Genomic DNA, 14,349 nt, shown 5'->3' with positions numbered 1-14,349 from the left:
CATCTACTTCCAACCCACTTTATTAAAGATCTCGATCGCCTTTCCGTTGTACTCCCCCAGCTTGGCAAAATCGATCTGCTGCGTCTTGAAATCGCCCCACGACTGCAGCAGCTCCGGCTTCTTCGCTTTCGGATTGACCGGGAATTCGAAGTTCTCGGCGGAGGTGACCGCCTGGGCTTCTTCACCCGTTAAATATTCAACCAGCTTAATGGCGTTCTCTTTGTTCTTGCTGTATTTGGAAAGCCCCGCCCCGCTTACGTTCACATGGGTTCCGGTCGTTTCCTGGTTGGGGAAGAACACGCCCAGCGATTGGGCCACTTTGACCTCCTCCTGATCCTTGGAGTTCAGCAGCTGGCCGTAATAATAAGTATTCATGATGGCGATATCGCCGCTTCCCGCTGCGACGGCTTTGGCCTGGTCACGGTCCCCGCCTTCGGGCGCGCGTCCCAGGTTGGCCGCCACTCCTTTCGCCCATTCTTCCGCCTTCGCCTCCCCGTCCAGCTCGATCAAGGAAGCGAGCAGGGACTGGTTGTAGGTACTGGTGGAGGAACGCACAAGAAGTTTCCCTTTCCATTTGTCGGAGGCGAGGTCTTCATACGTCGACAGCTGCTCCGGCTTGACCCGGTCCTTCGCATACACCAGAACGCGGGCGCGCGTCGACAGCCCTACCCAGTGGTTATCCTTGTCGCGCAGGCTGTCCGGCACGTTCGCCTTCAACGCCTCGGATTCCATCGGCTGGAGCACGCCCGCTTTCTTCGCATTGTTAAGCACCCCGCCGTCAACCGTGACAAAGAGATCGGCCTGCGTATTCTGGCCCTCCCGCTTCATCCGTTCGATCAGCTCTTCGGCCTTTCCTTTAATCACGTTAACCTTGATGCCCGTCTTGGCCTGGAAGTCGGCGTACAGCTTGTCATCCACCTCATAAGTTCTGGCCGAATAGACGTTAACCGCTCCCGTTTTGGCCGTGGCCGACGGCTCCGCGGCTGCTCCCGTTTTCTTCTCCTCCGCCGGTCCGGCTCCACAGGCCGCCAGCAGCCCGGCTGTAAGCGCCAAGCTTAGAATAGGAGCCAGCTTCTTTCTTATGTACACAATCCATCTCCCCTTACCTCTTATTGATAATGATAATTATTATCAGTTAGAAGGTTACCATGTTCATTCGCGCATCGTCAACCCTAAATTTGCCTGCTGATGAGGATGGGTTACCGTGTCCATCGCCAAAAGACAGCAAAAAAACGGCAGGCTCTGGACACTTTTCTGTCCAGGCTGCCGCTTTTTGCCTTGTTATGTGCCCAGGGTCCGCCTGCCGGCGAGATCGCGGGAGCGTCCGGTTACTGAAACCGCTCGCGGAACCAAGTCGCTGCGGCTGTCGCTTCCGTGGCCGTCAGCTGATGCCCCGCCCGCTCCCAGTGGACGGACACCTCGGCCCCCGCTCCGGTGAGAAGTCCCTCCAGCTCGGCGGTCTCTTCCGCCGGGCAGATCGGGTCGTTCACGCCGGCCCCGATGAAGACGGGTGTCCCCGTCAGATCGGGAAGCGTAACGCCCCGCCGCGGCACCATGGGGTGGTGCAGCACGGCTCCCATCAGCGCCTGAGGGTGATGGAACAGCAGGCTGCCGGCGAGATTCGCCCCGTTGGAATAGCCGACGGCTACAAACCGGCTGCGATCCAGGCCGTAACGCCCGGCCGCTTCCCCAAGGAAGTCGTTCGTTTCCTGGGTGCGGAAAACGAGATCCTCTTCATCGAAGACTCCTTCGGCCAGCCGCCGGAAGAACCGCGGCATTCCGTTCTCCAGCACGTTCCCTCGTAGGCTGAGGACGGCGGAGCCGGGAGAGAGAAGCTCCGCAAGCGGGAGCAGGTCCCGCTCCGTCCCTCCCGTCCCGTGCAGCAGAACTAGCGTAGGGGCTTGTGGATCCGTTCCTTGCTGATACAGATGCTTCATTTCCTTTCCTCCTCCGGTACTCTTACTTCGATCGGCAGCAGATTGGCTTCGATCCGGGCCCGGTGCGGCTCATACCACTCCGGAAGCATCAGGCGCGAGCCCAGCTCTTCCGCCTGCTCATCGACGGCGAACCCGGGAGGATCCGTCGCGATCTCGAACAGGATGCCGCCGCCTTCCCGGAAATACACCGCGTGGAAATACTGTCGGTCGATGATCGTCGTAGGCCTTAATCCGCGGCTTTCCGCGAAGGCCTGCCACTCGGCATGCTCTTCATAATCTTTGGCCCGCCACGCAATATGGTGGACGGTTCCGGCTCCTCCGGCTCCCCAATCCATTGCCTCCAAAGGAAGATCGATGCGGTTGCCGAGTTCCCCCGGCGCCTCGAAACGGGCGAAGCCGTTCTCCTCCCCGGCCGGAACGAGGCCGAGAACATTCTGCAGCACGTCCGCCGTCACGGCCGGGTTCACGCTGTACAGTACCGCGCCCCCGAAGCCTTTGATGGCATGCTCCGCCGGGATGCCGCCGAAACTCCAGCCGCTTAACGGCCCTTCCTCCCGCTCCACGAGCTCAAGCTGAAGCCCTTCGTTATCCCGGAACTGCAGGAAGGTCTCGCCGAAACGGGTGGTCTCTTCCACCGTCAGGCCGAAGCCTTCGAGCCGCTCTTTCCAGAAGGAGAAGGAACCGAGAGGAACGACATAGGTGGTGGTTCCCACCTGCCCGCCTCCGATACGGCCCTTCCGGGATCCCGGCCATGGGAAGAAGGTGATGATCGTACCGGGGCCGCCGGATTCGTTCCCGAAATAGAGATGATAAACCTCCGGCGCATCGAAATTGATCGTTTTTTTAACGAGGCGAAGCCCCAGTATGCCTGCATAGAACTCGACGTTGGCTTGCGGATCACTGGCAAAAGCCGTGATGTGGTGGATACCTGCGGTTTGAAGTGTCATCATTCCCATCTCCTTTTGATTAAAGAATCTTTAATTTAAGATTTAAGGCGGACGATTGGGCGTCCTGCCTTGCTTCGGCAGAATCCCTCTCATCCATCCGTGTTCCCTCTGTGCTTGGCTCCCGCAGGAGCGGGGCCTTCGTCTTTTATGAAGTCGACGTTATCGGAACCCATGCCTTAGCCGCAAATGATGCTCTGCTTCCCTATTGATTATAGTGCCCATAAGGAGGCTTTCTCACCAACCAAGCTAACGGATAAGGCACTAGCCCTTGCCTGCGGCTTTGCCCAGCTTCTTCAGAAGCTCGGCCGCTACAGCCTTCTCTTCCGAGGTCAGCCCCTGCATCCGCTCATGGATAGCCTGGGCATGCCCCGGAAAAATCTCATCGAACCACAGCTTTCCAGTCTCGCTGACCTCCGCGTAGGTCACCCGGCGGTCTTCCGGGCAGGGCACCCGCTTCATCAGCCCTTTCTTCTCGAGCTTGTCGATGTTGTACGTGATGCTCCCGCTTGTGATCAGGACCTTCTCGCCGATCTGCTGAAGAGGAATCCGGCCTTTCGTGTAGAGTACCTCCAGAATGGCAAATTCCGAAGAAGAAACGCCATACTGGCGGATATCCTTCACGGCGTGATCCATGAGCGTCTTGTAAGCCTTGGACAAGATGACAAAAAGCTTAAGCGAAGCGGCCTGCTCGTCATCCAGCGGATAGTTCGCCATGTCCCTCACCTCCCGGGTTCCTTCCGTCGATTGACGAATATCTTAAATTAAAGATAATACGTTTGGGGCTCTTTGTCAAGCCCCTTGTTTTCGCCTGTTAACGATTAAGGGTTTAAAGCTTTTCGGCCCTTAACGTTTTCGTGGAACCGTCTGTGTATCCGATGACCGCCCTCTCCGCGAGACCGATAAACAAGCCGTTCTCCACCACACCCGGAATTTCCAGCAGAGACCGGTTCATAGCAGCCGGATCGGATATCTCCCCAAACGCACAATCCAGCACATAGTTGCCGTTATCCGTCCGGTAAGGCTCTTCCCCGCTGTCTTTCGTTAAGCGAAGCCGGGAAGTTCCCCCGAGAAGCTCCAGCCGCCGCTGCGTCCATTCCCAGGCAAACGGCACGACCTCCACCGGAAGGGGAAACCGGCCCAGCTTCTCCACGCATTTGGAAGAATCCGCCGTCACAATAAAGCGTTCCGCGTTAGCCGCTATGAGCTTCTCCCGCAGCAGGGCGCCGCCTCCGCCTTTGATCAGCCGGAGCGCCGGGTCCACCTCATCCGCTCCGTCAATGGCGAGATCAAGCCTTCCCGCCACCTCCCGCGGAGCGATCAGGGGAATCCCCTCCTGCCGCGCCAGCTTCTCCGTCTCGAGCGAGGTCGGAACCGCCTCCACCCGGAGCCCTTCTTCCCGCACCCGGCGGCCCAGCTCCCGGATCGTCCAATAGACGGTAGACCCGGTGCCGAGGCCGAGCTTCATCCCGCTCTCCACATAACGCGCGGCTTCGGTGCCTGCCGCTTGTTTGGCTTCCATGGCGTATGCCCCCTTCGTTGTCTTCCTTATGGTACCCATCGCTGCCCGATAACCTGCCCTCTCCCGTCAGCCTCGCGGCGGCTTAGGGACTTTTCGCCGTAGAAGCGTTACTTTAGGGGCCGGCGGATGGTGTTCCGGGACTTTTCCCATGGCCCTCGACGTGAATTTGCCATCCTAATGGCAGCCCAGTTCGGTACCCCGGCTTTTACCGGTTGCCTTGCGATCCTTCCCCTCCGCTTCCCCACTTCAAAGCCCACTTGTCGAGCTCCTTAAGCGCCGCCTGAAAATCCCTTCCCTTCTCCGTCAGGGAGTACTCCACCGTCACCGGTACCGTAGGGAATACTTCCCGCCGGATGACCCCGTGCTCCTCCAAGTGCCGCAGCACGTCGGTAAGCGATTGGGTTCTCACGATCGCCAGATCGCGGTGAAGCCGGTTGAATCTCCTGGGCCCTTTGGACAGCTCGGCGATCACCAGAAACGACCATTTGGCCCCCAAAATTTGCAGCACCGAGCAGATGTGGGTGAATTCCGGCTCCTGCCCCGGTTCCTTCAAGATCGGATCTTTCCCGGCCGGCTTCTTCAAGGATTCATTCTTAGCCGGTTCCTTCCTTGCCGATTCTTGCATGTCCCATCCCTCCGTCTTATAACTTACTATTAGTTAGTAGGTCCATTTAATTGGATAATCGCCAAATCATTTGCCATCTTACGAAAGGTTCGTAACTTGATTATAATCCAAACAAAAGGTCGCGTTAAGACCGGGAAAGGAAGATTGTTTATGAATCGCCACGCAGCTTTATCCGTTTATTTGCTCACCTTAGGTGTCTTCTTCACGGCAACCTCCGAGCTGGTGGTTTCCGGCATCCTTCCGCAAATCGCGGAAGACTTGACGGTTTCCGTCGCCTCCGCCGGTCAGCTGGTCACCGCCTTCTCCCTTGCTTTTGCCATCGGCACGCCTATCGTAACGGCTCTTACCTCCCGGCTGGACCGCCGCCTGGTGCTGACGGGGTCCCTGCTGCTCTTCATCGCGGGCTGCCTTGCCTCTTCGTTCGCTCCCGGCTATTCCTTCCTGCTGGCCTGCCGGGTTATCCTGGGGGTCAGCGCCGGTGTTTATCTGGTGACGTCCTTCGGAACGGCGGCCCGTCTCGTACCGCCCGAACGGCTGGGCCGCGCCATCGGCACCATCATCTTCGGCTTCAGCTGCTCCATGATTCTCGGCGTGCCGATCGGAATCACCCTGACCGGCTGGGCCGGCTGGAGGTCCATCTTCCTCGTCCTGGCACTGGCCGCCCTGGGGGTAGCCGCCGCCATGCTCCGTCTGTTCCCGTCCAGCGCGGGAGAGACCCCCGTCCCCTTCCGGCAGCAGCTGAAGGTACTCGGAAGCCTCGTCATCGGAACCGGACTTCTCTTCTCCTTGTTCCGGGAATCCGGAGGCTCCATCCTTCTCACCTATTTAACCTCTTATCTTCAAGACATTTACCGCATGAACCCTTCCGGCATCAGCTTGTTCATGCTCGTGCTCGGCCTGTTCGGGGCCGCGGGTTCCCGGCTCGGGGGGTACGGTGTCGACCGTTGGGGACCGATGCGGATCATGGTCTTCGGCGTGGCGCTTAACGCCGCCGCCCTCGCCCTCCTGCCCCTATTCTCCGGGTCTAGGGCCGCTGGCCTGGCGCTGATTGTCCTCCTAATGCTTCTCATGTTCATGACAGGTCCGGCCGTTCAGGCCTATTTCATCCAGCAAGCTCCGGATTCAAACGGACTCGTCCTCAGCTTGAATACATCGATCATACACCTGGGCCTGGCTACGGGCGCGGGAACGGGAGGCTGGATGATTAACACCGCCTCTACCGTCCGGTTCAATCCTTGGCTCGCCTGCCTGTTCGTCACCGCCGGTCTCGGTGCGGCCCTCTGGAGCTTCACTCTCGCCAAGAGAGCGGCCCGCCGGACGTCTTCCCCAGCCTCTGCATCCCTACAGGAGAAGACGGACGCTCCGAACCAGCTTACTGCGGGAGGGGGAACCGGCGCCCGGGACCTTTCCCGGGATACTCCCGCGTGACGGCGGCGTGTACGGGAAAGTCCTTGTCCTTGATTTTCGAGGACATTTTCAAGATCAGCCCTATACCTTTTAAATTTGGCTTTCTGAGGAATGGCGATGATGAGGCCCCGTTAAAGTCTCGCGAATGTGATGTAATCGACTTGAGCAGGCTCGGCCGATTCGATCCGAAGGGCCCGGTTGATCTGTCCCCGGTGATATTGCCCATGCAAGAGGACCTGAAGCAGGATGTCCCGGACGGACGTTCGGAACGGAACTCCGCTCTGGCTCGCATAGTCGATCATCTCGTCCAACTCGGATTCCTCGAGCCCTTCCATATAGACTCGATATTGCTCGGCGTTTTCCTCGAACATCGTCCGGATCGCCGTCAGGTCTTCCGCTTCCTCCCACAACGAATAATGCGCGGTTCCCTTGCCCTGCAAGCGGGACAGCCAGACTCGTTCTGCGACTGCGACGTGCCGAACCAGCTTCAGAAGGTCCTTGTTCTTCGTCTTACTATCGACGAGCGCGTCCAAAATGCGTGCGTTCGCCCAGTACAGGTGGTCCATCATGCACTTGATCGTCTTCATTTCGGTTTCCCCCTCTTCGAATAGGTTAACAGCGGAGTAAGATCAGGGCGAAAAAAGTTTCCAATTCCCTTCGGAAACAACTTCGACAGCCCCGTCGATCACTTTAATGGCGGTCTGGTCATCCATCGCATACGCCGGCCCCTGCATCCCGGCGGCCCATCTCTCTGCAGCAGCCATCGTGTTATACGGCAGCATCTCGTGATCCAGATGCGGAAATATAGCGAAATCAACCAGTCCCAGTGTTTCATCGCCACCAGTGGGTGGAGTCCAGCCAACGAAGAATTCCCCGATGTTAGGTGCCATCACCATACTTCCGGCGCTCAGTCCCACATAGACTGCATTCAGCGAAGGCAGGAGGTCGGCCAGTCCGGACTGCCGCATCCAGTAACACAGATACAAGGGGTCCCCGCCATCCACTAGTAGAACGTCCGTCTCTTTGACCCTAGGAACCCAAAGCTCATCATCAATGCTGGGCAGCGCGGTGAGTTCCAGCACCCCCAGTGACTTCCAGCCCAGCTCACACATCGGGGTAGAGGATTGTCCGCTGATGAACCGCCATGCGTTGCCTGCCCCACCGGGTATAGCGTACACCGCCGTGGGAATGCAGAGGGCGCTGGACTCGGCAATCGGTTTGCCCAGCATGTCAACCAGCGCGTCGTGTATGCTTTTGTTTTGGATGCCTGCAGATGTGAGCAATAATTTCATAACTCCACTCCTTGTCGTTATGCATTCATCGGACGTGCTGACCGTAAACTCCTTTTCCTTTGGACGGGGAACAGAAATGGGCCCGCACGTGCTTACTCCTCTTCCCCGACGGTCCACTGAGGATTCCAGACCACTTCCCACAGATGCCCGTCGGGATCCTGGAAATACCCCGAATATCCTCCCCAGAACGTCTCGTGCGCCGGAACCGTCACCACGGCCCCGGCTTTCTCCACCTCCGCCATCACCCGGTCGACCGCTTCCCGGCTTCCTACGTTGTGGCCGATGGAGAACTCCGTCGGGCTCGGCGGAGACACCGGAAGTCCGGTGTCATGGGCTAGATCCCCCCGCTTCCAGAGAGCGAGCCGCAGTCCTCCCTCCAGGTCAAAAAAAGCAACCGCCCCATGCTCGAACTCCTGCCCGACGATTCCCTCCGTCGGCAGGCCGAGCCCGTCCCGGTAGAAGGCGACCGCCTTCTCCAAATCCCCCACGCCCAGGGTAAGCACGGTAATTCTCGGTTTCATCCTAATTCCTCCCCGTTCTGTTTAAAACAAGCCGAACCGCTTGCGCTTATAAAACAGCCGCAACCCCTCTTCCGGGTTCAACGCCCCGTCCGCCAGCCCTTTCACTTCCAAGGCTCTTCCCTGCAAATAAGGAGAGGCCGCTTCCACAATCCCCTGGAACAGATCCTCCCGGCTTCCCTCATAGTCTACGACGATTAGGACGCTTTGTCGTCCGTCTTGGGTACCAAGCTTTAAATAGGCTTTGTGGATCCGCTTCTGTTTCTTCATATAGGCTTTGACCGCCTCGATCAGCTTCTCGGGATCCTCCCGGGAGGCCCCGGGCTGGTTACCCGGGCTAGCCGCTCCTTGCCCGGATTCGCCCCCCGTCCTGTTGGTGCCTGACTGCCCCTCCTGCTTCGGTCCGCCTCCGGACCGGGAGTCTGCTTTTTCCGTCCGGTAGGCTCCGATGGCCTTCTTGTTCTTGTCATGGATGCGGAACGCTATCCCTCTTACGTTGATCACAATCCCACCCATGCCCTCCGACAAAGCCACCAGGTCTTCATAGGAAACGACGTTGCCACCCCAAATCGTCTTGTCATAGCTTTTCTCGAATTCCGTCCAGTCGGTAAACGCGGGGAGCCATTCGACCTGGTCCTCCCCCCGAATGGTCGCAAACTGCAGGGTCGTTCCGGCCTGAATCGTTTTGATGCCCTGCTCATCCGGAATAGCGGGCTCTTTCTCGATCAACCGCATGGGAACCAGGTAAGAAGCCCGGAGAACCTCCTCAATCATGAGGCCCTCCCACACCTGAAGCTGCTGCTTTTTTCCTTCGTTATTACTTTTCGAGTACAGGTTTTGAAAAAACAAAATCATCGCATGCTGCAGCTTCGGGTTCGTAACCGGAATGTTGATCCGGGGCGTGGCGCTCCAATCCGGCGGAGGCAGCAGCTCGTCCCGGCTGATCTCCACATGAAACTTCCCGTTATCGACGAGCACCTTTTCCATGCCCAGCAGATGAAGGGTTGCCAGCACGCCCGTAAGCTGCCCCTTGTCCATCCTCTTCATGTCGAGCTGAATCAGCTGCTGCAAATAGTAGTCCTGGGCTTCCCGCGCATAGGCTTCCTTGGAAAAGATCCATACCCGTCCGTTAACGTCAAGGTACGGATAGCGCGTATGGACATCATAGGCAATGGACAGCTCCTCGGCCTGCAGGAGCTTATCCTTCACGGCATCCATCAGGATACGGATCCGGCGCTTCCTTTCCTCCTGGGTCAGGGCCTCTTGGGTTTGGGGGGACTTGGCCGAGTGAATCAGGAAAATAAGCTCCTGAAGGTCCCGCCCGCTGCATTCCTCCGGGGTGATCCCCGCCTCCCTCTTAACCATCCTTACGAGTTCCTCTTGTCTTCTTTCGTCCATGGCCGTTCCCCCGTTCTTCTTGTCACTCTCCTGCTAGTGCCTTATCCGGTAACTTTGTTGGAGAGAAACTCTCTGTAGGCTCGCAAAAATCATTAGGCAAGCCGAACAACACTCACGGATAAGGCACTAGTAGCCATTACCCGTTGGAAGGGCCCCTGACCGCCCTGCTGTAGGAAAAAACCTCTTCCTCCGGCTGGCCTTGGAGGAACGCTTCTCGCTGCTCTTTATACCAGTTTACTTCTAGTGGAGGTTCCTTCCAAGCCGATTTTCCCCGGTGACAAAATGACCGCGGCCGTTTAGCGAAAGCCTAGCATCCGTACCGGCAGCAGATAACCGGTAGGGAGAAGTCCCCGCTAGTAACCAAAAAAGCCGACCGGAACGAGTCCGGAACGGCTTTTTTAGGGGAGCAGGCGAACGGTGGCTTGCGGCTTAATCGGCCCCCATCAGGGCTTTGGCATCCCTTTCCAAATAATCCGCCGCTATCGCCTCGACGGCCTTGCCCCGCTGAGCCTTTAACAACGAGAGGAAGGGTTTGAGCTGGTTGTCTTCCAGCTTCTTGGATAGAGTATTGGCGATCGGTGCTTTAATCTTCCCATCGCCCGCAAACCGGTTAAAGAGGGCTTTCAGCGAGGTCCCATCCGCGAACGTTTCGAACGTGTATTCCAGAACAGCCTCGTTCCCCGCCTGATCCACTGCTGTGACCTTGAAAGTGTGCGTGCCGAGGGGAAGGGTATACAGGGCTAGGGAGGTGCCGTTAGCCACCTGCTTTCCGTCCAGAGTAGCTGCCGTTTTCGCCGGGTCTATCCCCGATAAGCCGTCCTCAGCCTTATAGGAGATGACCAGATCGGCTGAATCCCTGTAACGCTCCTTTAAGGGAGCGGTGACCTGGATAACCGGAGCGGTCCGGTCCAACTGCACGGCAAGAGTCTTCGGTACCTCCTGGTTGCCCGCTATGTCCAGGGAAAGGTAGAGAACGGCGTAGCTTCCTTCCTTGTCGAGGTTTACAGGCATTTTGTAAGCCGTCCAGGTCTGCCCGTTGTCCAAGCTGTATTCGGTCGTATCCACTCCGGAGAGGCTATCCTCAGCGGTCAGCGTCATGGTGGCTGTACTTCGCCAGGACCCGGATGTTACCGGCCCAAGAAAAGCCTTCGTGGCTGGAGGCGTTTTGTCAAGGCTGATGGATATCGACCCAGAGCCCGTTAATCCCCCTTCATCGGTTGCTGACCCGGTAATAAGCTGGTCCTTGCCTTCCGTCGTGACGGTTTTGGGCGGGTCTACCGTAACCGTTTGGTAAGGGTTGCTGTCCTGCGCTTCGAATGTCACCGTCACGTCCCGGTTGTACCAGCCGTTGCGGTCAGGATTACGATCGGTGTTCGCCGTAACCGTAGGGGGCACATTGATGAATTCCAGATTGATCACTTGCGGTCCGCCGGGACCCAGCGTTGTTTCGTAAGGGACATATCCGTCCGCTGTGAATTTATAAGGATGAAGGGAGGTATCCCCTTGGCGGATGGCAAAGCCTCCTCTTTCATCGGTGCTGTAAAGCCTTCCCCCGGACTTGATGGAGGCCTTTAAAGGGAAACCGTACGACGAAGCAACGTAACCGTATACCGTTTCCGGTGCAGCCGGCAAAGCGGAGGTCGCATCGTAGAACCGGTTGTTCTGGGTATATTCGCTAACGACCACGGCTCCCCGCTCATCATAGGTCGTGAAGTCCGCCGGGATGTAGGAGATGGCGTAGCGGCCTTGGTCGTCCGTCACTCCTGTACCCAGCCGGTAAATCTCTCCTTTGTTCATCCGCATACCCACCTGAACCGGCAGCCCCGGATTGGGCAGCTCCGTCCCTTCAATCGTTATCTTTCCTTCTGCCCGCCCCAAGGTGGACGGAAATTGAAAGTCGAATTGGGTCCGTCCGCCTAGATAGCGGATGACGGGATATCCTTTAAGCTGGAAGGTGATATACGATCCGATCCCATTCTGATCATTAAAGAACCTAAGAAACGGCTCCATCCGGTAATGCCCGTTCGCATCGGTCGTCGCGCTTCCCAACTCCCGCTGGCCGGAGTGATACAGGATGTAAGGCGAGACCGCCGTAAGGGTCACGCCCCCGACGGGTGCCCCCGTTTCATCGGTGATCGTCCCCTCCAAGGGATACGGGGTAACAAACGGGTCCTCCCACTCCGCCCTCGCTGAAGGGCTATACACCAAACCCAACAGAACCACCAATACCGCCAAACCCAGCCTTGCCGCCCATCTTCTTCTCAAGACAAAAGCCTCCTTCAATGTTCGTTATATAGAACAACACCTCCTATTTTACCATATTTTAGTAATTTTTGACTACCGATTCTTTCACCTTGGTGGGCTTTTTCTTTCGGAGAATGCACCTTCACGCAGAAGTCCGCCCCTAAGGTTGTCCGCGTGCCCGGGCGTTTGGCGCTTATCGCTCTAACGAATCCCGGTCGTCTTAATTGCCCGAAAACGGCCCTTCGCCCGTTCTAACGAACCGCCAGAACGTTATCAAAGCCGATATAGGGCCAAAAGGAGCCCCGGAGGGCGATTAACGCTACGTCGATTCGTTATCCATGCTAAATGTCCTTTTTACGCCAAACAGCGCTCTCCCGGTTCGTTAGCGTGGGACGCCTCTCTCCGTTCTCGCAAGCCGTTACGTCCCTCCATTGGAAAACGAGACTCGTACAGGCGGGACAGGCTTGGTCCTCGACCAGTATGTCCCTTCCCTGCATGCTCGCTCTCTCTTTTGACCTTGCTTGCCGGCACGGTGAACGAACCGTCCCGCCTTACTCCTGCTGAAACAAGCGATCTACGATATAGCTTGCGTCCACCCCTACTCCTCCGATCAGCGCGGAGGCCCGGCTGCGCATCCAAGGCAAGCCGAGGAAGAACAGCCCTTGGACCGGGCTTTCTCCCTGCCGGTGGATGGGCATGCCCGCTGGATCAATTGCCGAGTGAACCTGAATCCAGCGGTAATCGCTCCGAAACCCCGTGGCCCATATCACATTGGAAACCTGTACGGGAGCGGCTTCGTCCTCGAACCAGAAGGCTCGGCCTTCCGCCCGGGTGCTGCGTGCTTTCAGCACGATATCCCCTTTGGCCAGCGCGCCGGACAGGCCCGTATCAAAGACCGGCTCACCCCGGCCACGAACCATCCGGCCTATCCGGCTGTCAGTGGGCGCATACAGGAGGCCCAGCCTCCGAAACCACCAGAAGACGCTTAGACCGAGAACTTTCTGCGGGGCGATCGATAGCTTGTGTCCGGCCGACAAGTAAACCTCCCGCTCCCTTCCTTGGCTTAGCTCCACGGCAATTTGCGCGCCCGAATTGCCCGACCCGACCACCAGAACCGGCCCGGGCTTCAGCTGCTCCCCATTCCGGTAATCGGACGTATGCAGCTGGAAGACCTCGCCGGACACGCCGCCCGCCATTTCCGGAAGGTACGGCTTCTGGAACGGGCCTGTCGCCACAATGACCTTCTTTGCCTTATAGACGCCCCGGCTCGTAGTAAGAAGAAAGGCCCGGTCGGCCGGCTCCATAGCCTGAACCTGTGTCCCCAGCTCAACCGGAAGCGTCCAGCGGTCCGCATACCCCTCCAGATAATCCGCAATCTCCTCCTTCGAGGCATAGCCGCTGCGTTCTCCTCTAAGCGGATCGCCGGGCAGGCCGCTGTACCACCTCGGGGTAAACAATTGCAGGGAATCGTACCGGTTCCGCCAGCTGTCCCCCACCCGCTCTTCCTGTCCGAGGATAACGAAAGAAACCTTCCGTTTCTTTAAATAATACCCCGCCGCCAGTCCGGCCTGGCCCGCGCCAATGACAGCCACCTCGACTTCATGCATGCTTTCACAACCCTTCCCTTCTCTCTATGAATCCATTTTAGCTCCCCGGCCTCCTGGAGTACACGCCATTATCGGCACCCTCCGCGGAAAGGATTGCATTCCGTGCGTAAAAAAAGGTCGGCCTATGCGGTTCTTCAGGGTGACACCGGCACGCAACCGGCTTTAACCTTTGTATGTTCCCTGCGGATCGTTATGGCCGCAAAAAAGAGGCAAAGGGTCGCAACCCTTTACCTCTAATTCGAAGCTTCGCTGGCGCTAGTCCGGCTTCGCTCTATTCATGCTCTTTCGTTCTCGTCCGCCGAGGCGCATGCTCAGTGTTCAGTTCCCGGGGGACGATCAATTGGGACATGTTCGTGGAGCGGGATTTCAAGATTTCGAAGATGTCCGAATCATAAAATTGGTTCTGCCGGCTTACTCCCGTCCGGGTATCCAGAATATTGCCGTTATAGCCGTTGATCAAATAGATGGAATCGACAAACGGATGGCTGTCCATTAAATTTTTCAGCCGGCTCCACACTTCATAGTTCAAACAGTCATTCTCATAATTGCGCTGCACGAACGGTAAAATGACAGGGTCGTTCCGGGTCTGCAGCGCGTAGGAGAGCGTCCAATCCAGCAGAAACTCCGCACTCTGGGCATCCTTCTGCAGCAGATTGGCCGATTGATTGCCGTATTCCCTGATCATCGTTTTGGAAAATAAATAATACAGGACATAGGTCGAGATGATCAGCACGAGCGCGCAGACGATGGTGATGTACATAAAGATGCTCACGTAAGGAAGCTTCGAGCGAAGGAACCATTGGTATTTCCGGATGCTTGGTTTCATGACGTGGATCCCTCCTCCCGTAAGCAAAT

Annotated in this window: 14 protein-coding genes; 1 reads left to right on the top strand and 13 read right to left on the bottom strand. The window is 57.5% G+C overall.

Features of this window, described 5'->3' with window-relative positions; all coding sequences use genetic code 11:
• Positions 1 to 3: 3 nt before the first annotated feature.
• The 6 genes from MJA45_RS01845 to MJA45_RS01820 all read right to left on the bottom strand — a co-directional run bounded on the left by MJA45_RS01845 (position 4) and on the right by MJA45_RS01820 (position 5,028).
• Entirely contained in the window at positions 4 to 1,083 is a 1,080-nt protein-coding gene (locus tag MJA45_RS01845; RefSeq protein WP_315607918.1) for a Fe(3+) ABC transporter substrate-binding protein, read from the bottom strand.
• A 245-nt stretch (positions 1,084 to 1,328) separates the two neighbouring features.
• Positions 1,329 to 1,937, bottom strand: coding sequence for an alpha/beta hydrolase (locus MJA45_RS01840; protein ID WP_315605597.1), 609 nt, complete (start codon positions 1,935 to 1,937; stop codon positions 1,329 to 1,331).
• On the bottom strand, positions 1,934 to 2,884 hold the full coding sequence (locus tag MJA45_RS01835; RefSeq protein ID WP_315605596.1) for a ring-cleaving dioxygenase: 951 nt from the start codon (positions 2,882 to 2,884) through the stop codon (positions 1,934 to 1,936). The genes MJA45_RS01840 and MJA45_RS01835 overlap by 4 nt, the downstream gene beginning before the upstream one ends.
• Before the next feature lie 261 nt (positions 2,885 to 3,145).
• On the bottom strand, positions 3,146 to 3,598 hold the full coding sequence (locus MJA45_RS01830) for a MarR family winged helix-turn-helix transcriptional regulator (RefSeq protein ID WP_315605595.1): 453 nt from the start codon (positions 3,596 to 3,598) through the stop codon (positions 3,146 to 3,148).
• 112 nt (positions 3,599 to 3,710) lie between these two features.
• The gene (gene rpiA / locus MJA45_RS01825) at positions 3,711 to 4,403 is read right to left on the bottom strand and encodes a ribose-5-phosphate isomerase RpiA (RefSeq protein ID WP_315605594.1); all 693 of its coding nucleotides are present in this window, start codon (positions 4,401 to 4,403) and stop codon (positions 3,711 to 3,713) included.
• 205 nt (positions 4,404 to 4,608) lie between these two features.
• Positions 4,609 to 5,028, bottom strand: a complete 420-nt coding sequence (locus tag MJA45_RS01820) for a winged helix-turn-helix transcriptional regulator (RefSeq protein WP_315605593.1) — start codon at positions 5,026 to 5,028, stop codon at positions 4,609 to 4,611.
• A gap of 150 nt (positions 5,029 to 5,178) precedes the next feature.
• Between MJA45_RS01820 and MJA45_RS01815 the strand changes: the two genes are divergently transcribed.
• Entirely contained in the window at positions 5,179 to 6,456 is a 1,278-nt protein-coding gene (locus MJA45_RS01815; RefSeq protein ID WP_315605592.1) for an MFS transporter, read from the top strand.
• A 110-nt stretch (positions 6,457 to 6,566) separates the two neighbouring features.
• Here the strand turns inward: MJA45_RS01815 and MJA45_RS01810 are convergent, their stop codons facing one another.
• From MJA45_RS01810 to MJA45_RS01780, 7 genes are all read right to left on the bottom strand, one after another.
• Positions 6,567 to 7,022 carry a DinB family protein gene (locus MJA45_RS01810; RefSeq protein ID WP_315605591.1) on the bottom strand — a complete coding sequence of 152 codons (456 nt, stop codon included), beginning with the start codon at positions 7,020 to 7,022 and terminating at the stop codon, positions 6,567 to 6,569.
• A 42-nt stretch (positions 7,023 to 7,064) separates the two neighbouring features.
• Positions 7,065 to 7,727, bottom strand: a complete 663-nt coding sequence (locus MJA45_RS01805) for a Type 1 glutamine amidotransferase-like domain-containing protein (protein ID WP_315605590.1) — start codon at positions 7,725 to 7,727, stop codon at positions 7,065 to 7,067.
• A gap of 92 nt (positions 7,728 to 7,819) precedes the next feature.
• Positions 7,820 to 8,248 carry a VOC family protein gene (locus MJA45_RS01800; protein ID WP_315605589.1) on the bottom strand — a complete coding sequence of 143 codons (429 nt, stop codon included), beginning with the start codon at positions 8,246 to 8,248 and terminating at the stop codon, positions 7,820 to 7,822.
• Between the two features lie 21 nt (positions 8,249 to 8,269).
• On the bottom strand, positions 8,270 to 9,643 hold the full coding sequence (locus MJA45_RS01795; protein WP_315605588.1) for an enhanced serine sensitivity protein SseB C-terminal domain-containing protein: 1,374 nt from the start codon (positions 9,641 to 9,643) through the stop codon (positions 8,270 to 8,272).
• A 429-nt stretch (positions 9,644 to 10,072) separates the two neighbouring features.
• Positions 10,073 to 11,908, bottom strand: a complete 1,836-nt coding sequence (locus tag MJA45_RS01790) for a carboxypeptidase-like regulatory domain-containing protein (protein WP_315605587.1) — start codon at positions 11,906 to 11,908, stop codon at positions 10,073 to 10,075.
• Positions 11,909 to 12,438: 530 nt separating this feature from the next.
• A complete protein-coding gene (locus MJA45_RS01785) occupies positions 12,439 to 13,494 on the bottom strand; it encodes a flavin-containing monooxygenase (protein ID WP_315605586.1) in 1,056 nt (351 codons plus the stop codon).
• 271 nt (positions 13,495 to 13,765) lie between these two features.
• On the bottom strand, positions 13,766 to 14,320 hold the full coding sequence (locus MJA45_RS01780) for a hypothetical protein (protein ID WP_315605585.1): 555 nt from the start codon (positions 14,318 to 14,320) through the stop codon (positions 13,766 to 13,768).
• Between the last annotated feature and the right edge of the window lie 29 nt (positions 14,321 to 14,349).

This window comes from Paenibacillus aurantius, assembly GCF_032268605.1.
Taxonomy (GTDB): domain Bacteria; phylum Bacillota; class Bacilli; order Paenibacillales; family NBRC-103111; genus Paenibacillus_AO; species Paenibacillus_AO aurantius.
This window is presented reverse-complemented; position numbering and strand designations above follow the sequence as displayed.

Coding starts and splice junctions, on each gene's coding strand:
- MJA45_RS01840 (WP_315605597.1), bottom strand. CDS start 1,937: ATGAAGCATCTGTATCAGCAAGGAACGGATCCACAAGCCCCTACGCTA.
- MJA45_RS01835 (WP_315605596.1), bottom strand. CDS start 2,884: ATGACACTTCAAACCGCAGGTATCCACCACATCACGGCTTTTGCCAGT.
- MJA45_RS01830 (WP_315605595.1), bottom strand. CDS start 3,598: ATGGCGAACTATCCGCTGGATGACGAGCAGGCCGCTTCGCTTAAGCTT.
- rpiA (WP_315605594.1), bottom strand. CDS start 4,403: ATGGAAGCCAAACAAGCGGCAGGCACCGAAGCCGCGCGTTATGTGGAG.
- MJA45_RS01820 (WP_315605593.1), bottom strand. CDS start 5,028: ATGCAAGAATCGGCAAGGAAGGAACCGGCTAAGAATGAATCCTTGAAG.
- MJA45_RS01815 (WP_315605592.1), top strand. CDS start 5,179: ATGAATCGCCACGCAGCTTTATCCGTTTATTTGCTCACCTTAGGTGTC.
- MJA45_RS01810 (WP_315605591.1), bottom strand. CDS start 7,022: ATGAAGACGATCAAGTGCATGATGGACCACCTGTACTGGGCGAACGCA.
- MJA45_RS01805 (WP_315605590.1), bottom strand. CDS start 7,727: ATGAAATTATTGCTCACATCTGCAGGCATCCAAAACAAAAGCATACAC.
- MJA45_RS01800 (WP_315605589.1), bottom strand. CDS start 8,248: ATGAAACCGAGAATTACCGTGCTTACCCTGGGCGTGGGGGATTTGGAG.
- MJA45_RS01795 (WP_315605588.1), bottom strand. CDS start 9,643: ATGGACGAAAGAAGACAAGAGGAACTCGTAAGGATGGTTAAGAGGGAG.
- MJA45_RS01785 (WP_315605586.1), bottom strand. CDS start 13,494: ATGCATGAAGTCGAGGTGGCTGTCATTGGCGCGGGCCAGGCCGGACTG.
- MJA45_RS01780 (WP_315605585.1), bottom strand. CDS start 14,320: ATGAAACCAAGCATCCGGAAATACCAATGGTTCCTTCGCTCGAAGCTT.